The 26086-nt window shown below is 66.7% G+C and carries 24 protein-coding genes; 6 read left to right on the forward strand and 18 right to left on the reverse strand.

Translation table 11 applies throughout. From position 1 onward, the window contains the following. Positions 1-2 precede the first annotated feature (2 nt). The 7 genes from H977_RS32755 to H977_RS0108085 form a co-directional block, all read right to left on the reverse strand. Positions 3-1094 (reverse strand): ABC transporter substrate-binding protein, encoded by a 1092-nt coding sequence (locus H977_RS32755; protein ID WP_051288747.1) that lies wholly within the window; start codon positions 1092-1094, stop codon positions 3-5. Positions 1095-1174: 80 nt separating this feature from the next. After that, positions 1175-2185, reverse strand: coding sequence for a ketopantoate reductase family protein (locus H977_RS0108060; RefSeq protein WP_029107372.1), 1011 nt, complete (start codon positions 2183-2185; stop codon positions 1175-1177). Beyond that, positions 2182-3267: an LLM class flavin-dependent oxidoreductase gene (locus H977_RS0108065; RefSeq protein WP_029107373.1), complete on the reverse strand. Its 1086-nt coding sequence runs from the start codon at positions 3265-3267 to the stop codon at positions 2182-2184. Before H977_RS0108065 ends, H977_RS0108060 begins: the two co-directional genes overlap by 4 nt. Next, a complete protein-coding gene (locus H977_RS32760; protein WP_051288748.1) occupies positions 3264-4619 on the reverse strand; it encodes a flavin-containing monooxygenase in 1356 nt (451 codons plus the stop codon). The genes H977_RS0108065 and H977_RS32760 overlap by 4 nt, the downstream gene beginning before the upstream one ends. Continuing rightward, a complete protein-coding gene (locus H977_RS0108075) occupies positions 4616-5956 on the reverse strand; it encodes an LLM class flavin-dependent oxidoreductase (RefSeq protein ID WP_029107374.1) in 1341 nt (446 codons plus the stop codon). The genes H977_RS32760 and H977_RS0108075 overlap by 4 nt, the downstream gene beginning before the upstream one ends. Before the next feature lie 128 nt (positions 5957-6084). Beyond that, positions 6085-7017, reverse strand: coding sequence for a LysR family transcriptional regulator (locus H977_RS0108080; protein WP_029107375.1), 933 nt, complete (start codon positions 7015-7017; stop codon positions 6085-6087). A 264-nt stretch (positions 7018-7281) separates the two neighbouring features. Then, a complete protein-coding gene (locus tag H977_RS0108085) occupies positions 7282-8223 on the reverse strand; it encodes an aldo/keto reductase (protein WP_029107376.1) in 942 nt (313 codons plus the stop codon). 199 nt (positions 8224-8422) lie between these two features. Between H977_RS0108085 and H977_RS0108090 the strand changes: the two genes are divergently transcribed. Genes H977_RS0108090 through H977_RS0108100 form a run of 3 tightly spaced genes read left to right on the forward strand, consistent with a single transcriptional unit; the run spans position 8423 to position 11167 of the window. Then, positions 8423-9355 (forward strand): TauD/TfdA dioxygenase family protein, encoded by a 933-nt coding sequence (locus tag H977_RS0108090; protein ID WP_029107377.1) that lies wholly within the window; start codon positions 8423-8425, stop codon positions 9353-9355. A 7-nt stretch (positions 9356-9362) separates the two neighbouring features. Continuing rightward, positions 9363-10373 carry an aldo/keto reductase gene (locus H977_RS0108095; RefSeq protein WP_029107378.1) on the forward strand — a complete coding sequence of 337 codons (1011 nt, stop codon included), beginning with the start codon at positions 9363-9365 and terminating at the stop codon, positions 10371-10373. After that, the gene (locus H977_RS0108100; protein WP_029107379.1) at positions 10370-11167 is read left to right on the forward strand and encodes an NADPH-dependent oxidoreductase; all 798 of its coding nucleotides are present in this window, start codon (positions 10370-10372) and stop codon (positions 11165-11167) included. The genes H977_RS0108095 and H977_RS0108100 overlap by 4 nt, the downstream gene beginning before the upstream one ends. 62 nt (positions 11168-11229) lie before the next feature. Here H977_RS0108100 and H977_RS0108105 read toward each other — a convergent pair whose 3' ends face one another. Genes H977_RS0108105 through H977_RS0108125 form a run of 5 tightly spaced genes read right to left on the reverse strand, consistent with a single transcriptional unit; the run spans position 11230 to position 17474 of the window. Further along, entirely contained in the window at positions 11230-12444 is a 1215-nt protein-coding gene (locus H977_RS0108105) for an acyl-CoA dehydrogenase family protein (protein ID WP_051288749.1), read from the reverse strand. A 1-nt stretch (position 12445) separates the two neighbouring features. Further along, complete coding sequence (locus H977_RS32765; protein WP_051288750.1) at positions 12446-14077, reverse strand: ABC transporter substrate-binding protein; 1632 nt, start codon at positions 14075-14077, stop codon at positions 12446-12448. Further along, a complete protein-coding gene (locus tag H977_RS0108115; RefSeq protein WP_029107381.1) occupies positions 14074-15669 on the reverse strand; it encodes a dipeptide ABC transporter ATP-binding protein in 1596 nt (531 codons plus the stop codon). The genes H977_RS32765 and H977_RS0108115 overlap by 4 nt, the downstream gene beginning before the upstream one ends. Further along, entirely contained in the window at positions 15670-16518 is an 849-nt protein-coding gene (locus H977_RS0108120) for an ABC transporter permease (protein WP_036475457.1), read from the reverse strand. After that, entirely contained in the window at positions 16515-17474 is a 960-nt protein-coding gene (locus H977_RS0108125; RefSeq protein WP_029107383.1) for an ABC transporter permease, read from the reverse strand. The genes H977_RS0108120 and H977_RS0108125 overlap by 4 nt, the downstream gene beginning before the upstream one ends. 159 nt (positions 17475-17633) lie before the next feature. Between H977_RS0108125 and H977_RS0108130 the strand changes: the two genes are divergently transcribed. The 3 genes from H977_RS0108130 to H977_RS0108140 are packed head-to-tail and all read left to right on the forward strand — an operon-like array spanning position 17634 to position 20736. Beyond that, the gene (locus tag H977_RS0108130; RefSeq protein WP_029107384.1) at positions 17634-18593 is read left to right on the forward strand and encodes an LLM class oxidoreductase; all 960 of its coding nucleotides are present in this window, start codon (positions 17634-17636) and stop codon (positions 18591-18593) included. Positions 18594-18625: 32 nt separating this feature from the next. Beyond that, entirely contained in the window at positions 18626-19900 is a 1275-nt protein-coding gene (locus H977_RS32770) for an NtaA/DmoA family FMN-dependent monooxygenase (protein ID WP_051288770.1), read from the forward strand. Between the two features lie 38 nt (positions 19901-19938). Beyond that, a complete protein-coding gene (locus H977_RS0108140) occupies positions 19939-20736 on the forward strand; it encodes an SDR family NAD(P)-dependent oxidoreductase (RefSeq protein ID WP_029107385.1) in 798 nt (265 codons plus the stop codon). Here the strand turns inward: H977_RS0108140 and H977_RS0108145 are convergent, their stop codons facing one another. The 6 genes from H977_RS0108145 to H977_RS0108170 form a co-directional block, all read right to left on the reverse strand. After that, on the reverse strand, positions 20737-21804 hold the full coding sequence (locus H977_RS0108145) for an NAD(P)H-dependent amine dehydrogenase family protein (RefSeq protein WP_036475459.1): 1068 nt from the start codon (positions 21802-21804) through the stop codon (positions 20737-20739). It lies immediately after the preceding gene. A gap of 89 nt (positions 21805-21893) precedes the next feature. Further along, the gene (locus H977_RS0108150; RefSeq protein WP_036475462.1) at positions 21894-22853 is read right to left on the reverse strand and encodes a glycine betaine ABC transporter substrate-binding protein; all 960 of its coding nucleotides are present in this window, start codon (positions 22851-22853) and stop codon (positions 21894-21896) included. Next, the gene (locus tag H977_RS0108155) at positions 22853-23632 is read right to left on the reverse strand and encodes an ABC transporter permease (RefSeq protein ID WP_029107388.1); all 780 of its coding nucleotides are present in this window, start codon (positions 23630-23632) and stop codon (positions 22853-22855) included. The genes H977_RS0108150 and H977_RS0108155 overlap by 1 nt, the downstream gene beginning before the upstream one ends. Beyond that, positions 23629-24816: an ABC transporter ATP-binding protein gene (locus H977_RS0108160; RefSeq protein ID WP_029107389.1), complete on the reverse strand. Its 1188-nt coding sequence runs from the start codon at positions 24814-24816 to the stop codon at positions 23629-23631. Before H977_RS0108160 ends, H977_RS0108155 begins: the two co-directional genes overlap by 4 nt. Further along, on the reverse strand, positions 24809-25456 hold the full coding sequence (locus H977_RS0108165) for an ABC transporter permease (protein ID WP_029107390.1): 648 nt from the start codon (positions 25454-25456) through the stop codon (positions 24809-24811). Before H977_RS0108165 ends, H977_RS0108160 begins: the two co-directional genes overlap by 8 nt. 119 nt (positions 25457-25575) lie before the next feature. Then, positions 25576-26073, reverse strand: a complete 498-nt coding sequence (locus tag H977_RS0108170; RefSeq protein ID WP_029107391.1) for a DUF1990 domain-containing protein — start codon at positions 26071-26073, stop codon at positions 25576-25578. Between the last annotated feature and the right edge of the window lie 13 nt (positions 26074-26086).

The raw sequence follows: 26086 nt of genomic DNA on the forward strand, positions 1-26086 counted from the left end.
GATCAGATCTCGCCGTCGGTGAGTACTTCGGTGTTGTCGGCCTGCGAGTCGATCAGCGCGGCAGACTTGGCGTACGGGTTGTATTCGTTGGTGGCGACGTCCTCGGGCTTGAGTTTCGCCTCCTCAGGGGTGAGGGTGCCGACCCGGTCGGCCAGCCCCCACCAGAAGCCGGTCTGTTGCTTGTCCAGGATCAGATTGTTCGCGTAGTAGTACTTGGTGATCTGCTCCTTGGGCAGCCCGGTCAGCCGCGCCACGACGTCCCGGTACTCCTCGGGGTGGGCGTTGCCCCAGTTGGCGACCTTGGCGAGGATCCCGATGAACTCCCGCGTCTGTTCGGGGTACTTGCGAATGAACTTGCCGCTGGCACTGATCGGCGCCAGGCCGCCGTCGTTGCCGGAATTGTTGAAATCCGAGAAGGCGACCTTGACGTCGTGATCGGTGCGCAGCACACCGTTGAGCGGCGGGTGGATGACCGCGAGGTCGATGTCGCCCTGTTGCAGGGACTGGGGCAGCAGACTCTCGGACTGGGTCAGGAATCGCACCTTGGTGATATCGACGTGGTTCTTGACCAGGTAGTCCTTGAGGATGAACTCCGCGCAGCCCTTGAGAGATGCCAGGCCGACCGTCTTGCCTTCGAGCTCTTTGAGATTGGACTCGTTGAGGTCTGAGTCCTTGCGCACGAAGTACTCCATGTGCGGCTCGTCCTTGGTGGTGTACGTGCGTGAGGCGATGACTTTCAGGTCGACGCCTGCCGCGATCGCCGACAGAGAACGGTTGAACATGAACGAGGCAAAGGTGATGTCACCGGTGCCCAGGAGTGCCGGAAGCTGACCGGAGTCGATCGCCCCCACATACTCGGGGCGGATGCTGGCTTTGTCCCAGAGACCGAACTCGTCGGCGATCTTGACCAGCGACGGTGCCTTGGGGTCCTCGGACCACTTGAAGGACACCGGTTTGTTCGGATCGGCGGGGACGATCTCCTCGGACTGCGACTGCGCCGAGTCCCTGGGCGAGCACGCCACCAACGACGTGATCGCCAGGGCCGCGGCCGCGAACACCGCGCCGGCCCGTACCCGAAAATATTGCGTGGGCATTCTGACCCTCCGTAGATTGGTAGGCTTCAACGTTGAGTGAGAACGGCTGGGCGACAAAGCAATATCGGCTACCGAAACACTTAAGCCAGGCTTGGGGATTGCACCGGCGCCGTGGCTGAGGTCAGCTGCGCCAGGGCTGCAGCGGCATCCAATGTGCGTGGCGCCTGGCCGCGCCGGGCGTGGTCGGCCGTCACCCGCTGGATGAGTTCGTTCACCGGTGCGTGACCGCCGTGCAGACGTGCCTGCAGCACGATTTCACCGTTGAACCAGTCGGTTTCGACATTGGTATGGCCCCGCGCGACGCTTTGCCACGTGGAGCCGTAGTAGTCGTCGCGGACCCTGCCCCGCAACACGTCTCCCCGGCGCCGGGCGTCGGCCTGTGCGGAGACGAAGGCGATGCCCGCCGCGGTCAGCACCTCCTCGGCCTCCGCGCGAGCCCGGGCGACGAGTTCGTCGGCGTCGGGTCCGGGACGGTAGGTGGCCGTCACCCCGTTGGCGAGGTTCGCGATGAGCTTGCGGTGCTTCCACGCCATGATGTCGTCGCGGACCTCGGAGTGGAAGTGCGCCACCTGCAAGGTCGCGGACACGCGCTCGGCGAGGTCGTCGTGCCCGCCCGGGTACCGCCCGACATCGAGGATGCCCGCCACCGGGTAGGTCTGCTGAACAACCACGCCGGGATCGAGGTGCGCGGCAGAGAGCATCACGTTGACCGCGTAGACATCGGCGAACCTGCGCAATACTGCGGCCTCGTTGGCCACCCCGTTCTGTGCGACGAACACCGGGGTGTCCGCCGGTGCATGTGCCGTGAGATCGGCGAGGGCGGCCGCAGTCTGGTGACTCTTGACCGCCAGCACGACGATGGGCCGGGCCCTCCAGTTGATGTCGCGCGCGTCGGAGGAGGCCGGTAACCGCACCGTATCGGCACTCTGCTGGGTGAGCAGGGTGAGACCCTCGGTCCGGATCACCCGAAGGTGTTCGCCGCGTGCCACGACGCCCACGTCGTATCCGGCCAGTCGCAGCCGGGCGGCGATGACACCACCGACGGCGCCGGCCCCGTAGACGACGATCGGACGCGCGGAAGGTGATGTCACCGAGCACCCACCGGTTGGCCAAGCAGTGGGAGAAGCTGGTCGCCGACCCGGGCGACCTCGGTCTGGTACGGCGTATCGGACAACACGAAATGGGTGACACCGAGATCCGCATAGCGTTGCAGGGCAGCACCGACTTCGGCCGCCGACCCGACGAGCCAGGTGGTTCCGGCCCCACCACCGCCGTAGCGGCCCGGAGTGGTGTAGAGACAGGAATCCAGTACCTCACCGCGTTCGGCCAGATCCAGTAGGCGTTGCTGCCCCACGGCGGCACCCTGCTTGCGTCCGTGCAGATCGGGCTTCCCGTCGATCGCGGCGATCTTCGCCTCGGCGTCGCGCCAGGCCTCCTCCGAGGTGTCACGAACCAAAGTGGTCACCCGCAAACCGAATTCGAGCGGTGCGTGTTCGCGGCCCACGGCTACGGACAACGTGCGCAGCCGGTCGATGCGCTCGGCAATCCCGTCGAGCGGCTCGCCCCAGAACAGTTGTACATCGGCTTCCGCCGCCGCGACCCGCTCGGCTGCCGCAGAGGCCCCGCCGAAATACAGCCGTGGATGGCGGCCCTGCTCGGAGCCGAACGGCCGCGGTGCGACGGTCGAATGCTCGACCTGGAAGAATTCGCCGCGGTGGGTGACATCTTCCTCGCGCCACAGCCGGCGCACCACCTGTAAGAACTCCAGTGTGCGGTCGTAGCGCCGGGACTTGTCGAACTCGCCGTCACCGTAGGCTGCGAGATCATCGGTGCCGCTGACGATGTTGACGAACAGCCGGCCCTTGCTTAGTTGATCGAGGGTGGCTGCGGCACTGGCGAAATGAGCGGGGTGCCAGTATCCAGGCCGGATCGCGACCAGCGGAGTGAATGTCGTCGTGCGGGCCGCGACGGCGGTGGCGACGGTGAAGGTGTCAGGCCGTCCCCACCCGGTGCCGATCAGCGCGCCGCCCCAGCCGTGCTGCTCGGCCCGCTGGGCCAGATTCACCGAGTAGTCCAGCGTGCCCCAACCATGCACCGTGTCGTCGCCGCGATGGCCCGGCTCGACGGTGTTGGGGATATACCAGAGGAACTGGCGGTTTACGGCCGCCGTCATGACGTGGCTCCCGCGGTGACCTGCAGGGTGCGGTCGAGATCGGCCAGGACCAGGTCCCGGGTGATCGCCTGAACCAACCTGGGAATGCCGGTCCGCAGGCTCGGGATGTCGCCGACCGGGAGGCCGAAGCTCACGTTGGCGCCGATGCTGAACACGTGGATATCTGCCAGCCACGGTGCCGTGCCGCGCTGTTTCTCGGTGAACTCATACCCGTGTCCCAGATACGGTGCGACGCCGAGGATGTCGTTCTCCTGGTCGGTTGGTGGCGCGTACACGTCCTTCCAGCGGGCGACATACGGCGCGATCGTGGCGAGTTCGGGCCGGGTGTACGGATCTTGCTGGTATCCGGTGCCGGCGACCACGTAGTCGAACGTGCGCGTACCGTCGGCGGCGTCGACCCGTACCCGTCCGGCGTGCTCGGTCACCGACGACCACGGCGCCGACACATGCAGGTGGTAGTTGAGGAAAGCGGCCGCGCGGGCAACCGAATCTTCGGGGACATTGGCGCCGTTGGCGGCGGCTTGCCAGCGCTGCTGCCATCGGTCGGCATCTGGCAACAGGTGGAACACGTCCTGCACCAGGGGATTGGGACGGTTCGCGGGATTGGCGACGACCACGGCGGGTCGGCGTGTGTAGACATGCACGTCCGCGGCACCGGCCTCCAGCGCGGTCGCCGCCGCGTCGTAGGCCGAGGCCGCCGCACCCAGCACTGCGACCGATTTGCCGTGCAGCGAGGCGAAATCGATGGCATCGGCGGTATGTGCCGACAACGATCCGGGCAGGTCGCGTAGTTCGGCGGGAATGTTCGGGCCACCCGTCCCCGAGACGCCACCGGCCAGAACCACTTTCCGGGCATCTTCGGTCCAGCGCCTGCCGTCCTGTTCGAGCGTGAGGCGCAAGGCTGCCCCGGCCGGCTCGATGTCGGTGACCCGGACTCCGCGCCGGACGTCTACACCGACCTGCCGACGGAACCAACTCAGGTATTCGGCCCAGTCGGCAGTCGAGATCCGCCCGATGGCGTCGAAAGCCGCTGTGCCGTTGCGGTGTTCGAACCAGGCACGGAATGTCAACGCCGGATTGCCGAGCTCGGGGCCCGAGATGGTCTTGGCCGTGCGCAGGGTACGCATCCGGGCACGGGACTGCCAGGCCAAGTCGGATTCGTCGCGTGCCGCATCGATCACGGTCACCTTCTCGACACCGGCGCGCAGCAGGGCGTGTGCTGTCGTCAGACCGCTCTGCCCGCCGCCGATGACCGCGACGTCGTGGTGGATGTCGTCACGGGCCGCGATCCAGTTGTGGCCGTCGAGGCCGAGCAACCGCAAGGACTCCCGGGCGTCGAACTCTGCGGTCATCGGGCCACCGCCTCGGCGAGCAGGTTCGAATTGGCGGGCCGCGCCAGGCCATAGTGACCACGCAACGTCGACGCTGTGTATTCGGTGCGGAACAGGCCGCGGGTTCGAAGAATCGGCACCACGTGGTCGACGAACAGCTCCAGCCCGGACGGCAGGGTGGCCGGCATGATGTTGAACCCGTCGGCCGCGCCGCGGCGGAACCAGGTCTCGATGGTGTCCGCCACCTGCTCGGGCGTGCCGGTGAAGGTGCGGTGGCCACGGCCACCGCCGAGGCGCCCGATGAGCTGCCGCACCGTGAGCCGTTCGCGCCGGGCCAGTTCGACGGTCAATGTGTAGCGGCTCTTGGCCCCCTCGATCGCGTCCTCGGGCAGCAGGTCGGCCGGCAGTTGTTTGTCCAGGTCGAGTTCTTCGACCGGAATCCGCAACGTGTTGGCGAGTTGACGGTGCGCGTACTCGGGCACGATCGCCTCATCGAGCTCACGATCCTTTGCCGCGGCCTCGGCCTCGGTGCTGCCGATGACCGGCACGATGCCCGGCAGGATCTTGATGGTGTCGGGGTCGCGGCCGGCCGCGACCGCCCGGGCCTTCAGGTCGCCGTAGAAGCTCAGCCCTTCCTCGAGCGTCTGCTGCGCGGTGAACACCGCCTCGGCGTATTTGGCGGCCAGTCGCTTGCCGTCTTCGGATGAGCCGGCCTGCACCAGTAGGGGATAGCCCTGGGGGGAGCGGGGAATGTTCAGTGCGCCCTCGACCGAGAAGTGCTCGCCGTGATGGGCGGGCGGGTGGATCTTGGATTGGTCGCCCCACACACCTGCTGATTTGTCAGCCAGAATGACATCGTCTTCCCAACTGTCCCAGAGCTTTTGCGCGACCTGAACGAACTCGTCGGCACGTGCGTACCGGGTAGCGTGATCGGGGAGCTCCGGCAAGCCGAAATTGCGGGCCGCTTCGACGGTGGCGCTGGTGACGATGTTCCACCCGGCGCGGCCTCCGCTGACGTGATCGAGGGAGGCAAACCGGCGAGCGAGATTGTAGGGCGAGTTGTATGACGTCGAGGCCGTCGCGATGAGCCCGATCCGTTCGGTCACCCCGGCCAGGACCGTCAACAAGGTCAGCGGTTCGAGCACGCCCAGCGGGCGCCGTCCGACATCACCGTTGAGTTGTGGTCCGTCGGCCAGAAACAGCGAATCGAAGGTGCCGCGTTCGGCGACCCTGGCCGCGTTGACGTAGTGCGCCACACTGGTCGCCGCGAACGGATCGCTCTCGGGCAGTCGCCACGACGCTTCGTGGTGCCCGGTGCTCATCAGGAACGCGTTCAGGTGCAGCTGACGTTCGCCCACGAAAACGGACCTCCTACATAGGAATTCGAGTCGACCAGAAGATGATCACTCGAACGCTATCCACCGATCGCAAAGAAAACAGCGAACTTTCGCTACGGGAACCCTTTAGCGCCACGGAGCCGATCGGCTCAGGACGCGACGCTGAGCGCCTCGGTGGGTTTGTCGGGCAAGGCATCGGCCGCGATGGCACGCAACGTGCGCAGCATGAGGGCGATATTCGGATCGCGATGACGTCCGGCCCGGACCACCGCGCTGATGGTTCGTCCACCGAGTTGTAGACCGGGCACGATCAAGCCCTCAAGTTTGGCCGGGACGGAGAGGCGCGGCACGATCGCCGAGGCGATCTCGGTGGCGGCCAGATCGCAGATGTTCTGCGCGCCGATGAGGCGGTGTTTGATCTGCGGTGTGAAACCCGCGCTTTCACCGGCGCGCATGACAGCGATCCCGAGTCCGGAGTTCTGCGGTCCCGTCACCCACGGACCGTCGGCCAGTGCCCCCAGCCCGTGTTTGCGGATTCTCAAGTGCGAGTGCGTCGGTGCCAGTAGCACCAGCGGCTCGAACAGCAGCGGTGTGGCACTCAGACCGCTCGGCGCGTCCTCCCCGACGAAGTCGTACTGGCAGGTGATGGCGATGTCCACTTCACCCTGGCGTAGCAGCCGTAAAGCCGCGGTGCTGGTCTCCTGTTGCACCTGCACTCGCAGATTGGGCTCTTCGAGGCTCAGCCGATGCATCATGGGGGCGGCCAGTGTCGGAATCCCCATGTTGAATGCCGCGATGGCGACCTGGCCGGCGACATGGTCTCTGGTCTCGGCCACCGCGCTCATGGCTTCGTCGACCGCGACCAGCACCCGGCGCACGTGCTCGGCGAGCACCTGGCCGCTGCGGGTGAGCCCCAGGGTCCGGCCGTCACGCCGGAAAAGTACCGCGCCGGCCTCTTCTTCGAGCACGCGAAGCTGTTGGGACACTGCGGAACTGGTGATGCTTCGACGTTCGGCGACAGCAGTGACCGAACCCAGGTCGGCCAGGTCGGACAACAACATCATGCGACGCAGATCCAGCATCAGACCATCCCTACCTCGGAGTGGACGGCGGGCTGAGAAATAACAGACATGTGGACCTCATCAGCTTGGGGCGCGAGATGTGCGGCAGAACTGGTACGCGGCAGGACTTCAGCGACAACAGTTCGCGCGACAACCAGGCATGAGGTCGATGTGGCGCCGAGCGGTGAGATCCGTCGAGTTCACATCCAGATCTTGACAGACCTCGACCGGTGGGCGCAGAACGGTTGCGCCCACCGGCGGTGGTCCCGGCCTTGTGAGCTGCGACTATGTCGAGATCTCCGCAGGAATCACGGCGGATGTAATTCCCGCGTCATCGAGGCGGCGCCGTGCCTCGGCGTACACATCGTCAGGCAGTGGGCCGCGCCGCGCGGCCTCGGCGTTGGCGCGGACATGCTCGGGGTTCGCAGTGCCGGCGATGATGGTGCTGACCCCGGGCGTGGAGATCGCATACCGCAACAGGAAACCCTGCTGGGTCTCACCGTCGCGCAGTTCGTCAAGGCCGGTGTCGTCCCACACGACCGGGCGGCCGTCGGCTGTAGCCTTCTCGCGCTTGCCGGCCTGGGCCACGCCGCCCCGAACGATGATGCCGAAGCCGAGCCGGCCGGCGAGCTCGATGCGACTCTCGAGGTCGCGTTCGAGGGCGGAGAACGGCACTTGAAACGCCGAGAATTCGTTGATCCGCAGGTGATCGTCGATCTCGGGCAGAGTCGAGGAGACACCGAAAGCCAGGATCTTGCCCTCGTCGCGCAGCGCCGCCAAGGTCTCCACCGCACCGTCGCGACGCAGTACCTCCAGCGACGGGCTGATGTGCAGCTGAACCAGATCCAGGCGGTCGGTGCGCAGCCGCCGCAGGCTCTGCTCCACACCGGCGCGGATGTTCGCCGCGGAATAGTCGTGCGGCAGCGGCCCGGGCGGCGCGTCAGGATGGAAACCCAAGGGGCAGCCTGCCTTCGACGCGAGAACGTATTCATCGCGTCGTGAACCGATGTGCGCACCGATCCGTTCTTCACTCAGCGCGTAATCGACAGAGGTGTCGATGAATGTGATGCCCTCGTCGAGCACCGTGTTCAGCACCTCGGCGGCCACCGATTCCTCCAGCGGACGCGGGTTGCGGTGCGGAGTGCCGCGCAATTCCATCGCACCGAATCCCAGAACGGTCACCTCCGGACCGTCCTCGCCGAGCCGGCGTCGCTGCAGATCGCTCACGGGTACTCCTTCGAAGTCTTCAGTTGCGGGCTTGCATCGTCGATGGTGACCGGCGACGGTGACCGAGATCAATGACGGGCAGCTACGTAGGGACTTAAGCGGCACTGAATTGTTCCGGTAGCAAGAGAGTGTTGTTTGCGCCCACCGCTGAACCGACGCTGACCACTGCGTGCAAAAAATCTACCCAGGGGAGTCAGCCATGACCGAACTCATCGAACGGACCGGCACCGGTCTGGACGTCGTGCCACAAGCCGGTTACATCGGTGCCGAGATCCGCGGAGTCGACCTGCGTAACACGCTGGAGCCCAGCGTGATCGAGGAGATCCGCACCGCGCTGCACACCTACAAGGTGGTCTTCTTCCGCGATCAGCAGATCGGCCACGCCGAGCAGATCGCATTCGCCCGGCAGTTCGGCAAGGTGACCCCGGCTCACCCGCACGAGGAGGAGCCGCCGGAGGGTTTCCCCGAGATCCTTCCGATCGACAGCCGCCGCTACGAGCGTCAGCTAGGCCGTAAGCGCACGTCCTACGACAGCAGCTGGCACACCGATGTGACCGCACTGGTGAATCCGCCGGCCGCGTCGATTCTGCGGGCCCACATCCTGCCCCCGTACGGAGGTGACACCGCATGGACCAACCTTGTCGCGGCGTACGAGAACCTGCCCAAGGAGCTTCGCGACTTCGCCGACAAACTCGACATCAAGCACCAGTTCAACACCAAGGCAGTCGAGGGCAGCCAACGCGATCGCAAGGTGCGCGAAGCGAACCTGGTGTCCTACCACCCGGCCGTCCGGGTGCATCCCGTCACAGGCGAGCGGGCACTGTTCGTGAGCCCTGGCTTCACCCGGGGTGCGCGGAAGATCCGGGGTTACACGCCGGCGCAGAGCGAGGCGATCCTCAAACTGCTGTGGGACGAGGCCACCCGCACCGAGTACACCGTCCGGTTCCGCTGGGCCCCGGGCAGCATCGCGTTCTGGGACAACCGGGCGACCGCACACCTGGCAATTCCCGACGCCGGGCACCTCGACTACGACCGGGTGCTCTACCGCGTCACCCTCGAAGGCGACATCCCCAAGGGTGTCGACGGCCGCGAGTCCGAATCGGTCTCCGGTAACCCGTTCTACGGAAAGTGACCCTTTCATGACACTGAGCACTGCCCGGCGCCGGCTCGGCGCCGACGGTCCAGAAGTCTCGGCAATCGGCCTGGGCTTCATGAGTTTTCGGACCGGTGCCGGTCCCGAGGACGAAAAGCATGCCCATGAGATCGTGGCCGAAGCGATCGATCTGGGCATCACCCTGTTCGACACCGCCGACGTATACGGTCCAGAGTTCAGCGAGATCCTGCTCGGGAAGGCGATCCGGGGCCGGCGCGACGGGCTGACCATCGCCACGAAATTCGGCAACGCGCTCGATCGTGAGACCAATCCCGACGGCCGGGCGCTGGACGGCAGGCCCGAATACGTCCGTAGCGCACTCGAAGGCTCGTTGCGTCGTCTCGGGGTGGACCACGTCGACCTGTACTACCAGCACCGGGTCGATCCCGACGTGCCCATCGAGGACACGGTGGGCGCGCTCAAAGAGCTTGTCGAGGCGGGCAAGGTCCGTCACATCGGCCTGTCAGAGCCGGGCCCGCAGACTCTGCGCCGTGCTCACGCGGTGCATCCGATCGCGGCCATCCAGAATGAATGGTCCTTGTTCACCAGGGATATCGAAGCTGACACGGTGCCCATTGCCCGCGAGCTCGGCATCGGGATCGTGCCGTACTCACCGTTGGGGCGCGGTTGGCTCACCGGACGGGTACGCAGCGCGGAGGACGTCAAGGGCGTGCAGAGCCGGCATCCACGTTTCGGTGCCGAGGTGTTCGACCGCAACCGGGCGCTGGCCGACACCGTGGCCGAAATCGCGACGGAGATCGGCGTCCAGCCCAGCCAGGTGGCCCTGGCCTGGGTGCTCTCGCGTGGCCAGGACGTGGTGCCGATTCCCGGGACACGACATGTCGATTACCTGCGGGAGAACATCGGCGCCCTGGCCGTGGAATTGAGCGACGAACAGGTCGCGCGTCTGGAGACCATCGCCGATCAGGTGGGTGGGCACCGTTCGATTCGCCCCGAGCACCTCGGGGTCGAAGCCCCGGTGGCGGCTGTCTCGTGACGGTCATCGCCCGTTACGGTGACGTCGATGCGGCGCTGGCGGTGCACAACGAAACCCTCGCACTGCAATTGGCTCACCGATCCGTGCGCAAGTTCACCGCGCAACCGGTAACGGATGAGCAACTTTCGGCGCTGGTCGCCGCCGCGCAGTCGGCGGCGACCAGCTCGAATCTGCAGCCGTGGAGCGTGATCGCCATCCGCGATCCGCAGCGCAAGGCGCGCCTGGCCGTCCTGGCCAACAATCAGCAGTTCATCAACGAGGCACCGCTGTTCCTGGTCTGGGTGGCCGACCTCGGCCGGGCGCGCCGGCTGGCGCAACGGTCCGGAGCCGCGCTGGACGGTGCGGACTACCTGGAGACCACCATCATCGGGTTCGTCGACACGGCCCTGGCAGCCCAGAATGCCGTGGTGGCTGCCGAATCACTCGGTCTGGGAACGGTTTTCGTCGGCGCCATCCGCAACCACCCCGAGGAGGTGGCGGCAGAGCTGGGATTGCCACCCCACGCCGTGGCCACCTTCGGCCTCGCGGTGGGTACACCCGACCCGACGGAGAACGCCGGGATCAAACCGCGGCTGCCCCGCGACGCGGTGCTGCACCGCGAGCAGTACGACGCTCAGGCGGCGGATTCGCATGTGCCCGCCTACGACGAACGGCTCGCGGTGTACAACAACCGCTACGGCCTGTCGGGCAGTTGGAGTGAGCGGGTGCTGAGCCGGCTGGCCGGCCCGCACTCTCTGTCCGGGCGACATCGGCTGCGCGAGCAACTGGAGCGCCTCGGCCTGCCCTCGCGCTGAGCGGTGGCGGGAAACGGGCCGCTGAGCAGAAATGCTCAGCGGCCCGTTTCGTCGACAGCTGCTCAGAAGAAACCGGTGTCGGGCAGTGCCGCGCCGTTCACCGCGATGTCCCCGAGCACCCGCGCTTTGTAGACGGTGGGGTTGTGGGAGAACAGGGTGCGGAGATTGCGCCAGTGCCGGTCCAGGTGCGACGCCGCCCGCACAGACGATGCGCCACCCGCATCGAAGATGCGTGATGCGGCCCGTAGCGCGGGTTCCTCGATCGCCACCTTGACCCGTGCGGCCGCAACCGCGCTTTGATCCTCCAACCGGGCATCGATCCCACTGATTCGGGCGGCCGCGAAGGCTGGTGCCAGTTCTGCCGCCGCGCGCAGTACCAGCGCCTCGGCCGTATAGGCCACCGCGTCGATCTCACCGACGATCTCCAGCAACTGCGGATCGGCCGACGGGGCGTCGGTGGTGGCAAAGGTGTAGGTGCGGCGGCGATCCCGGACCAGTGCGGCGGCCTCGGTGGTCAGCGTGCGCAGAATTCCGGCGGCGATCGCGTGCAGGTAGAGCTGTACCAGTGCGCCGCGCGCCCGGTCCACGCCCACATTGGTGCCGATCGGCAGCACCTCGTCGTCGGCTACCGCGACGTCCTCGAAGATGGTTGTCCCGCTACCGGTGTGGCGCTGACCGATTCCGTCCCAGTCGTCGGCGTGGATGATGCCCGCCCGGTCGGCCGGCACCACCGCGGCAACCGGCGCCCCGGCCGCGTCCTCGGCGGTGGCGCGAACGTAGTCGGAGAATTGGGCGCCGGTGCTGTAGAACTTGCGGCCGGTCAGTCGCAGACCATCAGCGTTGCGGATCAGCTTGGTGTCGTAGGCCTGACCACCCACCCGGGCGCTGCTGAGTTCGGAACTCACGCCACCGATCAGGTGTCCGTCGGCCACCACCGACAGCCATCGGTCCTTGGCTGTGCTGCCCGGAACCCGTTGTAACTCCTCAACTGTCGCGTAGTGCACGCGCAGGATGTGGGTCAGGTCGGGGTCGGCCTGGGCCAGCCTGATCATCAGGTCGAAGAACTCGGGCACCGTGAAATCTCCACCGCCGAGGTCGCCGGTCAGCCGTACCGCGCCCAGCCGGTGCTCCCGGATCAGCTGGAGCCCGAGTCCTGGCGGTTCGTGCCCGCCCTCGTCGAGGCGACGCCGGTAATCGGCCGCGATCGCATCCAGCACTTCCTGCAGTTGCTGTCCACGTGGCACGGTGTGAGCCGTCAGTACCGAGTCGGTGGTCATGTCAATCCCTTCCGTTGTGTGCGGCCGGCGCGTCGTCGATCCAGGCGTTGTAGAACCAGGGGACCGAGTTGGCCGCGTTTGCGAATCCCCGCACCCGTGGGGCGACGGCGAAAATCTGGGTGTCTTCGAGAAGCGGAATGGAATACGCGTTGTCGATGACATAGTTGTTGTAGTCCTGCAGCACTTTCAGCCGTTGGGCCGGGTCGGTCGCCTCGATCTGGGCGTGCAGCATGCGATCGATCGCCGGGTCAGAGCCGTCGAGGGCGTACAGATCGCCACCCTTGCTGTCGTAGTTCTGCCACAACCGGACCGGGTCGGCGGTAGGCCAGCCGTTGCGCCGCAGGCCCACTGAATCCTCGATGCTTGCCGACGGGTAGTTGGCGAAATCGGTCTGGCGGATCACCAACCGGATGCCGATGCGCCGGAGCTGTCGCTGGATCAGTTCGTACATCGGCTTGGCGGTGTGGTCGTAGACGTCCACGTAGATCTTCACCGCCAACTCGTTGCCGTCCTTGACCCGGTAGCCGTCGGCGTTGACGTGGGTCCACCCGGAGGCTTCGAGCCGGCGTATCGCCTCGGCGGGGTCGTAACGCACGGCGTCGCTGCGATCGGTGTAGCCGGGAAAGCCGGGCGTGACGATGTTCTGCGCCGGCTTCCAGTTGTCGGTGTAGAGGGTGTGCAGGATCTCGGCGCGGTCGATGCCGAATCCGATCGCCTTGCGTACGTTGATGTCCCGCATGAACGGCGCGGTCTGGCGGACATCGAGCGTGTTGGCCAGCCCGGGCGTGCGCAGTCCACGCACGTCGAAACCCTCCCGGGTCAGCAGGCTCTCATCCGGGGGTTGGGAGTAGCGGATCGCGTCGGCCTGCCCGGCCCGCAGCGCCCCGACGCGGACACTGTCCTCGGTCACCGGGATGACGGTGATGGTGTCCAGGTAGGCCTCACCCTGGTGTGGTGCGGTGGCCGGTGCCCAGTTGTATCCGCGCCGTTTGGACAGGACGATCTTTTTGTCGGGGATCTCCGAGGTGGCGACGAACGGGCCGGAACCGATCAGATTGGTGACCACCGACTGCTTTTCCTTGCTGGCGTCGATGGTGGCGTCGGCGACCAGACCCGAGGTGTTCAACGACAACACCGCGATGAAAGGTGCATACGGTTTGGCGAGAGCGACCCGGACGGTGCGGCGGGTGGGATCGGCCGTGACCGAGTCGACCTCCGGGAAATAGATGTTGCGGGTGATGCCCTTGGCTTTGTCGCCGTTGGCTTCCCAGTCCAGATTGCGACGCACCGACTCGGCGTCGACCGGCTGGCCGTTGCTGTAGGAGGCTCCCTCGCGGATGGTGAACTCGTACAAGCGGTTTGACGGGTCGACTGTCCACTTCTCGGCGATCCACGGCACGAATTCGAAGGTCTGGGGATCCTGGTAGACCAGCCGGTCCAGCATCTGGTCCTTGAGCAGGCTGTTCTGCCAGTAGCCGACCTGGATCTGTAGCGAAGCGGGCGCCTCGGCATCCAGGTAGGTCAGATCGCCACCGCGGTCGTGGCCGACAGCGGTGCCGCGCTGCACATCGGACCCGCAGCCGGCGACCAGCAGTGCGGCCAGCGTGACCGCCGCCCACCGTGGGGCGGTCATGCCGCGTGGGCCGGTGCGCCGGGGATCGCGTCGAGCAGCCGACGCGTGTAGGTCGCGGCTGGATCGGCGAAAACCTGTGCCGTCAGTCCGGTTTCGACCAGGCGGCCGCGTTCGAGCACGCTCACGTGATCGGCGATCTGCCGGACGAGGCTGAGATCGTGGGAGATGAATACGTAAGTGAGCCCCAGTTCTTGCTGGAGTCGGACCAGCAGATCCACCACCTGTGCCTGTACTTGGACGTCGAGTGCCGAGGTCGGCTCGTCGAGCACCAGGATCCGCGGATGCAGTACCAACGCGCGTGCCAGGCCCACTCGCTGTCGCTGGCCCCCGGAGATCTCTCTCGGTTTCCGGTCGGCCAGACCGGCGGGCAATCCGACCCGGTCGAGAGCCGCGGTGACCTCTCGGCGTTGTTCCGCGCGTGATCCGATGCGGTTGATCTTCAACGGCTCTGCGATCGCCTGCCCGATGGTGAACCGTGGATCGAGGGCGGCCAGCGGATTCTGGTGCACCAACTGCAGTTCCCGGGCCCGCGCGCGCTGTTCCGAAGGATGAAGACGTGACTGCGCGGCCCGTACCGATCCGTTCACCCGAACCTCACCCGAGTCGAATTCGGTGAGTCCGGCCAGCACCCTGGCCGCGGTGGTCTTGCCCGACCCGGATTCGCCCACCAGGGCGTGAATGGACCCGGGCAGAACCTCGAAGGATATGGCGTCCAGCGCCAATGCGTTGCCGTAGCGCTTCACCAGCCGGTCCACTCGCAGGATCGGTTCTGCGGTAGCGGCGGGAGCAGGCCGGTCTGCGTACTTGTCGGGGGACAGGGCAGGGGCCGCGGCGATCAACTGCCGGGTGTAGTCGTCCTTCGGAGCGGTGAGCACGCTTGCGGTACGCCCCGTTTCGCGAACATCGCCGTCACGCAACACCACCACGGTGTCACTGTGCTGCTCGGCCAGGGCCAGGTCGTGGGTGATGAACAGGACGCCCAGCCCATGTTCGACGCGCAACTCGTCGAGCAACGTGAGGATGCGCCGCTGCACGGTGACGTCGAGGGCAGAGGTGGGTTCGTCGGCGATCAGAAGGCGGGGTTCACCGGCGATGGCGATCGCGATCAACACGCGCTGCAACTGGCCGCCGGAAAGCTGATGCGGGTAATCGCCCGCCCGGCGCGCCGGGTCGGCGATACCGACGTGCTCGAGCAGTTCTACCGCCCGCCGGCGCGCGCCGGCCCGGTCGGCGATTCGGTGCACCCGCAGGACCTCGGCGATCTGATCGCCGACCGGCTTCAAGGGATCCAGTGACCCGAGCGGGTCCTGCGGCACGAAACCGATCGTGCCACCCCGTAGTTCGCGCCATCGGCGCTGCGGCAGGTGGGTGACCACGCGTTCCTCGACGAGGATGTCTCCCGCGGTGACCCGGCCGCCGGCGGGCAGCAGGCCCTGGGCGGTTCGCGCGATGGTGGATTTGCCCGATCCCGACTGGCCGACCAGTGCCACGATCTCACCGGCGCCGACGTCGAGCGAGACCTGGCGCACCACGTCGCGGCCGGCGAACTCGACGGTGAGCCCGGAAACGGACAGTAGTACAGGGGAATTCATTCAGCCGACCCTCTCTCGGATGATGTGGGCGAGCCGGGACAGGCTCATGACCGTCAACACGATCGCCAGTGCGGGAAAGAACACCAAGCCCGGGGCGGAGTTGATGTAGTTGCGGCCCTCTGAGATCAGCAGTCCCCATTCGGGTTCGGGCGGCTGCGCTCCGTAACCCAGGAAGCTTAGCGACGCGATCGCCAGGATCGCCGCTCCGAACTGCAGCGCGGCCAGGGCCAGTACGGAGGAGTAGGAGTTCGGCAGGATGTGCCGGAATAACAGCGTGAGGTGGCCTGCGCCCAGGTGTGCGCTCGCCTCCACGAACGGCAGGTTCCGCACCGCCAGCACCTCTGATCGCGCGAGCCGGGCGAACACGGCGATGGACGAGATGCCCACGGCGATCGCTGCGTTCACGGTGCCGAAGCCGAGTGCCATGATGATGGTGATCGACATCAGCAGCGTCGGGATCGACAGCAGCACATCGATGATCCGGCCGACGATGCTGTCGGTGACACGACCGAAGTACGCGGCCAGCAGTCCGAGGATCGTGCCGACGAGCAGTCCGATCAGCACGGCGATGAACGACCCGGCAATGGTCGCCGCGGTACCGGCGACAACCCGGCTGAACAGGTCGCGGCCGATGTAGTCGGTGCCGAACGGATGCGACAAGCTGGGCCCGGCGAGCGGCAGATCCGGATTCTCCTGCAGCGGATCGTAGGGGGCGATGGCCGCGGGCGCGACGATCATCGCCGCGACCAGCAGCAGTAGCAGCACAGGTGGGATGTCCCAGGGGTTCACCCTGACCCGCCGGCTCAGGCGGGGGACGGGCACCGCGGACAGTGCATCGGTCAGGATCATGCGGGTACCACCGCGCCTCTCGGAGTGGCCGATCGCTCGATCCGGGGGTCGATCAGCGGATAGATCACATCGACCACGAGATTGACGACGACGAACGTCACCGACACCGCGATCACCACCGCCTGGATGATCGGGGTGTCCTGGTTGCGGACCGCGGTTTCGGTGAGATAGCCGATCCCGGTGCGGTTGAAGATCGTTTCGGTGATCACCGATCCGGCCAGCAGCTCGCCGACGGTGATGGCCACGATGGTCACGGTCGGAATGGATCCGTTCTTGACCAGGTGACCGAAGATGATCTGTTTGTCGTCAAGCCCTTTGGCGCGCAGGACTTCCACATAGGGTTGGGTGGCCGCATTGCTCAGACCCTGGATCAGCACTTGTGCGATCGGCGCGGCGACCGGCAGTGCCAGCGGCAGGGCGGCCAGCACCGTCGACCGCAGCCCCTCGTCGCGGACTGCCGATACCCACCCCAAGCTGAACGACAACCATTGCAGCGCAACCAGTCCGGTGACGAACACCGGGATCGACAGGAAGGCCGGCGGCAAGACCCGGGCGAACTCGCGCACGGGTGACCATGGCGCGAACACCGCTGCCAGGGCGATGGCGAACCCGAGCACCGCGGCCAGGACGAACGCGACGACCGCCAATGCGAGCGTCGAGGGCAGTGCATGCGCCATCAACCGTGCGACGGACTGTCCGCTGTTGAGCGAGTACCCGAGATCGCCGGTGAACAGCCGCTGTACCGACACACCGAACTGGACGATCGCCGGATCGCTGAGCCGGTAATAGTCGCGCAGCACCTGTGCGTCAGAATCGGACAGCGGATTCTCGGGGTTCGATATCTGGGTCTCGATCGGATCCCCTGGCAACACATTGAGAACGAAAAACACTGCGGTATACGCCAATACGATCACAATGATCGATTGGCCGATCCGCCGCAGGGTGAAGTTGAACACCCGCCGAACGCTAAAGGGGCCGCGCGGCGGCGGCAATGATTCGCACCTTTAGGAACTTTAAGCCGACTGTTCAGTTCGGCTTAACCGTTGCCCCGGCATTTGGAGTACCCGTGATCGCAACCGTTGCCGTGCGCGGGTCGTTGGATCACGGTGGTGCGCATGGGGGTACCACTCACAGTTGGAGTTGAGGTGGCCGGCGACGGTATCGGCCGGCCAGATGTCGGCGTTGCCGGTATCGCGGGTCTGGCCGGGCGGCTGGAGGCGGCCGGGGTCTCGTATTGGGTGATCGGTGCCGAGCGTGGTGAGGGCAACGATGTGACGGCAGAAGGCGTCGACCCCTCCTTGCTCGCGACCATCGCGGCGCGGCACACCAGCCATCTGGGGTTGGTTGTCGCCGCCGCCGCACACCGGGATCATCCGTACAACCTGGCCCGGAGGCTGGTTTCGGTGGACCATGCCGCACATGGCCGGGTCGGCTGGCTGGCGCTGGACTTCGATCACAGCATCGCGCTCAACTCGACCATCGACACCTGGACCGGTGCGGGCCTCGACGCGGCGCATACCGACGACGCCATCGTCGCGGTGCGGGCGTTGTGGCGAACCTGGCCACTGGACTCGGTGGTGGGGGATCTGGACACCGGGGTGTTCTCCGACGTGTCGAGAATCCGCCGGGCCGACGTACACAACGCTTATGACATCGCCGGTCCGCTCAATGTGCCCGGATCGGTGCAGGGAGATCTGCCGGTGTGGCGGCGGGCCGGGTTTCATCGGGACAGTTCCGCGGAGTCCGCCGATTACCTGATCGTGGAGGACGGCGACCCGATCCCGCCGAAGGGCCGAGTCGTGGTGCGGCTGCGATCCGCCCATTCCGTCGTCGCCGCGCTCGAGCGGATCGCCCGGCACCCATCGGTATCGGGAGTGCTGCTGCGGCTCGACCGATCCGAGCTCGACCACGTACTGCGCGAGGTGCTGCCTGCGGCCCGCACACGGGGACTGTTGAGCGACCGGGGGACCGGGACATTACGGGAACGGCTCGGCGTGCCGATACCCGTCGCGCCCGATCTGAGCGGCAATCCGACGGCATTCGAAACCGTACCCAACCCCGGAGGACGACTGTGACCCAAACAGGCCACGTGATCCTGAACGTGAACGTGCTCAACCTCGGTATTCACACCGGCGCGTGGCGGCGCACCAGCGAGCCGCCGACCGCGTTCGCCGACCCCGGTTACTACGTGCGGATGGCGAAGCTCGCCGAGCGCGGAAAACTGGACGCACTGTTCCTGGCCGACGGTCCCGCGTTGCGTGAGCACCCCGCGCTGCGCCCGTCGCAGGCGCTGGAGCCCAGCGTCATCCTGGCATCGGTGGCCGCCGAGACCGAGCACCTGGGCCTGATCGGGACGTTGTCGTCCACCTTCAACGATCCCGTCGAGCTGGCGCACCGTCTGCTCACTCTCGACCAGCTCTCCGGCGGTCGCCTGGCCTGGAACGTCGTCACCACGTACTCGGTTCCGGCCGGCGCGAACTTCGGCGTCGCCGACTATCCGGACCGGCACGTCAGGTATCGGCGGGCCGCCGAATTCGTCGACGTGGTCCGGGCGCTGTGGCGCGACGCTGCCGACCTCAGCGGCCGCGGAATCGATCACCACGGCGAGTTCTTCACCGTGGTGGGCGGACTCCCGCAGGGACCGTCCCCGCAGGGCCACCCGTTGCTGGTGCAGGCCGGCGGATCACCGCAGGGCCGCGAGCTCGCCGGCCGCGTCGCCGATGCGGTGTTCAGCGCCGAACTCGACCTGGGTGCCGGAATCGACCACTACCGCTATGTCAAGGACGTCGCGGTCGCCTACGGGCGCCGCCGACACGACGTCAAGATCCTGCCCGGCCTGATCACCACGATCGGCAGCACGAAGGCCGAGGCCGAGCGCCGGTTCTCCGAACAGAACGCCCTGTTGCCGCGCGATCACGACCTGGAGCGGCTGTCGCAGGTCCTCGGGGAGGATCTGGCCGACTATCCGCTGGATGGGCCGGTACCCGCGCATCTGCTGGGAGAAGTCGCCGATCCGGCGAAATTCGGTGCGTCCCTGGGGTTCCGGGAATCGGTGGTTCGATTGATCGAAAGCCGTGAACTCACCCTGCGCGAAGCCGTGCGCGAATTCAGCGGGGCGGGGCACCGCGTCATCGTCGGGTCGCCGGTCGATGTGGCCGACACCATCGAGCGGTGGTTCCTGGCCGGTGCGGCCGACGGATTCAACCTGATGCCCGACGTGTTCCCCGATGGCCTGGAGATCTTCGTCGACGAGGTGGTACCGCTGCTCCGGGCTCGCGGCCTGTTCCGCACCGAGTACGCGGAGTCGACCCTGCGCGAGAGATTCACCGGCCGTGCCCATTCCGGCGGTGTGCCGACCCTGGTGAGGGCCCAGCTCGCCTGATCGTCACGGGCGCGGTAGCGCCCCGTAAGTTGATACCCGTGGACACACCGGTTGCCGTCGTCACGGGAGGAAGTCGCGGAGCTGGGCGCGGGATTGCCGTGGCCCTGATCGCGAAGGGCTGGCGGGTGTACGTCACCGGCCGCACCGTCACCGATGCCGATGGCGGCATTCCCGTGCAGCTCGACCATTCCGACGACGCTGCAGTGGCGGCGCTGTTCGAGCGTATCGGCGAGCAGGAGGGCCATTTGGACCTCCTGGTGAACAACGCCGCCGCGGTTCACGACGATTTGGTCAACCCGAAACCCTTCTGGGAGAAACCTCTTGAACTCGCCGACGTGCTCGACGTCGGGTTGCGGTCGTCGTACGTGGCGTCCTGGTATGCGGCGCCGCTGCTGCTGGCCGCCGAGCACGGTCTGATCGCGTTCACGTCGTCACCCGGATCGGTGGCCTATATGCACGGACCCGCCTACGGAGCTCAGAAGGCCGGTGTGGACAAGCTGGCCGCCGACATGGCTGTCGACTTCGGCGGCACCGGGGTGTCGACGGTGTCGATCTGGATGGGCATCCTGCTGACCGAGAAGTTCAAGGCGGCGTTCGCCGGGCATCCCGACGCGCTCGCCAAGACTGCGGAGCACGCCGAAACTCCCGAGTTCACCGGGTATCTGATCGACGCGCTGTATCGGGATCCGGAGCTGGCGCAGGCGTCCGGTCACACCGTGATCGGTGCCGAACTGGCGACCCGCTACGGCATCACCGACGAAGGCGGGCGGGTGCCGCCGTCCCACCGCGACATGCTGGGGGCGCCGAGGGAACCCAGCTCGGCCATCGTCAGGTAGTCAGCGCCGCCGAAAACCGGTGTGGCTGCGGATCAGTGGCAGCGTCGCGAGCGTGGCGAAACCGGGCTCGGCGTCGCACACCTCGGGCACCGCGTTGAGGACCTGCATCGCCGTGGCGACGTTGGCCGCCCGGACGTGCTCGGCCATCGTGGCCTCGCGGGTGAAGCTGGCCAGGCTGACGAAGTGAGCCTGCATGGACGGATCGCCTTCGATGCTCAGCGTCCAGCCATGCTTGGGCCGCGGCCAATGATCGGGGTACTCGTTGCCGACGGTCCACAGCGTCTCGATCTCGATCAGCGGTTCGCCGTCACGCACACCCACCCAATTCCAGCGCTGCCCGGCAGTGGTCCCGGCGGCCAGCACATGGTCGAAGATCTGGTGATCGTGGCGGGCCGCGACGGCGTCCACCGACGTGGTGACCTCGTCGATGTCGGCGCCGAGCGCGTCGGCCAGCAGCCACACCTGCTGGGAGAAGATCTCGTTGTTGAACGCCAGGAACTCGGTGGCGTCCACCCCGATGTCGGAGACCGGCTGCCCGAACGACATGTTGTCGAACGTGATGTGAGTGCTGTCGTAATCCGACCAGTCGGCACGTTCCTGCAGCGTGACCTTGTCGATCGTGCGGCTCATGCCCGACAGCACCAACGGCAACGCACCCGAGAGATTGCCCGGATTGAGCCCACTGCCGTGCACCGTCGTCCCACCTGCTGCGCAGGCCGCCAGCAACCGGTCCCGGTCGGCTTCGGGCAGACGCCGCGGGTGGAACAGGAATGCCGTGGTGACCACGTTCTTGCCGCCGGCCAGGATCGCGCAGACATCATCCAGGCTGGTGAGCCGCGGCGTGTAGACGACACAGTCGGCGTCCAGCGCGAGGATCGCGGCGACGTCGGTGGTGGCGGTGACACCGACCGGAGCCCGGCCCAGCAGTTCACCGGCGTCTTGTCCGTTCTTGTCCTCCGAGTACACCCGGACCCCGGCCAGCTCCAGGTCAGGGCGGTCGTCGAGGATCGCCCCCAGCGTCTCCACGCCCACCGCGCCGGTGCCCCATTGAATTACCCGGTATGCCATACGTTTTCCGCCTTCGATGTCGCCGCAGTGCGATAGTTCGACAGGCTAGCCATTTTGCGTCGCGGTGTACGGCGGTCGGAGAAATCGGGCTACGTCAGCAGCCCCTCGGCGATCAGCCACTCGCGCGCCACGATGGCCGGGTCGTCTCCGTCGCTGTCCACCTTCGCGTTGAGCATCATCATGGTCTCGTTGGTGAGCCGCGGGTTGAGCTGGGCGAAGATGTCTGCGAGCTCGGGATGGGCGTCGAGCAGGTCGGTGGCGATGACCTCGGTGAGGTTGTACAGCGGGAAGAACTGCTTGTCGTCCTCCAGCACCCGCAGGTTCAGGGTGGGGATGCGACCGTCGGTGGTGAACACCTCTCCGAAGTTGCAGTCACCGTCGGCGGTTGCGGTGTAGATGACGCCGGTGTCCAGGTGGGTCACCCGGCCGAGGTCGCCGCGGGTCAGCCCGTAGGTCTGCAGCATCGGCACGAATCCGTCGTTGCGGTTGGCGAATTCGCTCTCCACGCAGAACGTCAGGTCGTGCCGGGGGAGCCGCTTGAGGTCGGAGAGTGTGGTCACCCCGAGCCGCTGCGCTTCCGATTCGCGGATCGCGAAGGCATAGGTGTTGTTCATCGGCGCCGGCGGCAGCCAGGTCAGGTTGTTGGCTTTGTCCGCCTCGTCGACGGCCTGCCATTGCGCCACCGGATCCTTGATGGGTTGTTCGTTGCCCATGTAATTGATCCATCCGGTGCCGGTGTACTCCGGTGAGACATTCGCGGTGCCGTCCAGCATCGCCTGGCGCACACCGAAACTGCCCGGGGTGTTGGTCATGTTGGTGACATCGGCGCCGGCCGCGTTGAGGATGATCGACACCATGTTGCCCAGGATCAGCTGCTCGGTGAAATCCTTCGCGGTGACCGTGATCGGTACGCCCTCCAGCGAGTCGTAATGCTGGATGGTCCCTGGTTTCGCTTCGAGCACCGCGCCGCTCGCCGACCGCAGCCCGCACCCCGCCGCCACCGCAACCATCAGGGCCACGGCGAGAAGGAGGCGCAGGGCAGCTCGCATCAGAGTCCCTTTGGTGCGGCCACGATTTCGACGATGCGCGCCAACCAGTCGATGAACAGCGCCAGCGCCGCGACCAGGATGGCGCCGACCACCAGGGTCACGGTCTGCTGCAGTTTGATGCCGGTGGTGATGAGCTGGCCCAGCCCGCCGCCGCCGGTGAACGCGGCCAGCGCCGCAGTTCCGACGATGAGCACCAGCGCCGTGCGCACACCCGCGACGATCACCCGCAGCGCCAGCGGCAGCTCCACCTTGATCAGCGTGGCGAACGCCGACATGCCCATCCCGCGCGCCGCCTCGACCAGTCGCCGATCGACGCCGTCGAGGCCGATGACGGTGTTGGCGACGATCGGCAGCGCGCCGTAGACCGTCAGCGCGACGATGGCGCCAACACTGCCGATGCCGAACAGCACCGCGCCGAGCGCGATCAGCCCGATGGCGGGGGCCGCCTGACCGAATCCGGCGACGGTGATGATCGGTTTGGCGTAGTGCCGCATCGGCCCTCGAGTCAGTGCGATCCCGAGCGGGATCGCCACCAGGCACGTGAGCACCGTCGCGGCCACGCTGATCGCCATGTGCTGGCGCAGCAGCGTCAGTAGCTGGCCGATGCCGAGTGGCCGTTGCTCGGATTCCGACACGTGCGCGACGTTGACGTAGGCGAGTGAACCCACCACGGCCGCAACGCAGGCCAGCGGCTGCACCAGCCAGCGTCCGAGCCCCAACCGTGCCGACGGCTCGGCCGGCAGGGCCGAGGCCTCGAATTCCGGTGTGGCGGTGGTCATGTGGTCGGCTTCGCTGAGTTTGCCGCGCTGCGCACGTCGGCCATCGCGTCCATGATGGTCTCCACCCGGATCACGCCCTTGTAGACGTTGCGCCGTCCGGTCACCACCACCACACCGTGCGACGAGGTCAGCATGACGTCCAGCGCATCGTTGAGTGTCGAAGCGAGGCTGACCTTTTCGAGATCCTCGTCCCGCGTTACCTGTTGAAGGGATCGCGGGTCGTCCAGCTCGGCCAGCGACATCCAGCGCAGCGGGCGACCTTGGCTGTCCAAGACGATGACGTGTTCGCGTTCGATGGCCCGCGCGGCGCGGATCGCTTCGGCCGGATCACCGCCGACGTGGGCGACGGCCGCCTCGTGCAACTCGACATCGCGGACCCGGGTCAGCGTGAGCTGCTTGAGCGCCGCACCGTGTCCGACGAAGCCGCGGACGAAATCGTTGGCCGGATTGGCCAGGATCTGTTCGGGTGTGTCGTACTGCACGACTTCCGAACCCTGCTGCAAGATCGCGATCTTGTCGCCGAGTTTGACCGCCTCGTCGAAATCGTGGGTGACGAAGACGATCGTCTTGCGCAGCTCATCCTGCAGGCGCAGCAGTTCGTCCTGCAGTCGCTGGCGGGTGATGGGGTCGACCGCGCCGAACGGCTCGTCCATCAGCAGCACCGGCGGGTCAGCGGCCAGCGCCCGTGCCACGCCCACGCGTTGCTGCTGGCCGCCGGACAGCTCGCGCGGGTAGCGGTCGCGGTACTGGGCCGGATCGAGATTCACCAGCTCGAGCAGCTCGTCGATACGGGCGGAGATCCGCTCCTTGTCCCATTTCAGCAGCCTCGGGACGATCGCGATGTTGTCCCCGACGGTGTAATGCGGGAACAGTCCTGCCCCCTGGATCACGTAGCCGATGTGGCGCCGGAGTTGGTCGGGGTCGTGGCGGGTGACGTCCTCGTCGCCGATCAGGATGCGTCCGCTGGTCGGTTCGATCAGCCGGTTGATCATCTTCATCGTGGTGGTCTTGCCGCAACCGGACGGGCCGACCAGCATCACAATCTCACCGGCGGGGAACTCCATCGTGATGTTGTCCACTGCAGGAGCGGTTTTCGCGTCGTAGCGTTTTGTCACGCCGTCGAGCAGAATGCGCACGCCACTTGTCTCGACGGTTTCGGAATCATTGGTCGCCGGTTCAGACACGAATACCCCTCGGTGTGGTCAGGTGCGTGATGACGTTGAGGACGGTGTCCAAGATGACTGCCAGGACGAGGATGCCGACAGTGCCTGCCACGATCGAGTTGGTCGCGTTGGCACCGCCGGTGCGGGAGATGCCGGAGAAGATGTAGCCGCCCAGGCCGGGGCCGAGGGCATACGCGGCGATGGCGGCGATGCCCATCAGCATCTGCGCGGACACCCGCACCCCGGTCATGATCACCGGCCAGGCGAGCGGCAGTTCGAGGCGGACGAGGGTGGCCAAGCGGCCCATGCCCATCCCGCGGGCTGACTCGATGAGGGTCCGGTCCACACCGGCCAGGCCGACCAGCACGTTGCGCAAGATCGGCAGGAAGCCGAAGAACACCAGCATGAGGACCGACGGCAGCACCCCGATGCCGACGATGCCGACGAGCACGCCGAGCAACGCGTACGAGGGGATGGTCAGGCCCACCGACGTCAGGGTGTTCCCGAGCGCGCTGCCCCAAGGCGAGCGGTAGATCAGAACCCCGACCAACAGTGCGGCCACGGTTGCGATGAGCAGCGTCTGCACCACCAGGCTCATGTGCTGATAGGCGAGAAAGGACAGGACCGACCAGCGGTCTCGTACAAACTCGAAAAAGCCCATGAACGACGCAGCGCCTCCAGTCGGTTACCCGGGGACGGCAGCTCCCCGTCGCCGGGCAGATAGGAGCCTAGTCAACGCCGGGCTGTCGCCGCCGCATTACGGGCGGCGTCGGCACGCCGTCAGACCGCTTTGAGATAACGGTCGGTGACCACCCGCTGGAGCAGCCGCGTCACCGGCCCGCCCAACCGGCTCCACCACGTCGCAGGCCGGGAGAATGCGACCACCTCGGCATGCACCTGCTCGGTCGCCGGGTCGTAGCGGACGGAGAACAACTCCTCACCGGACTCGGGATGGCCGGCCAACGTGCCGTAGGCGAAGCCGCGGCGATCGGTCTCGTTGAGCACGTAGACCACCCGGCAGGGCGCCGGTACCGGACCCAGCCGGACGATCAGTTCGGTGCCCGCCGCGGCGACTTCAGAGGTGGCCCGCACCCGCAGACCGGCGCCGCGCTGCATGCCCCAACGCAACACGTCCGCTCCGGCCCGCTCGAAGCGGTCGCGGCCGGTGCCGATCACCGCCGAGGCCCGCGTGTGGTGGTATCCGGTGGGCATCTCGCCGGCCGTGGCGCCGACCTCCGGATAGGTCAACGACAGCCGTTCCAGGTCGTGCAGTTTCACGTCACCACCATGG

The sequence above is a fragment of the Mycobacterium sp. URHD0025 genome (assembly GCF_000426065.1).
Classification (GTDB): domain Bacteria; phylum Actinomycetota; class Actinomycetes; order Mycobacteriales; family Mycobacteriaceae; genus Mycobacterium.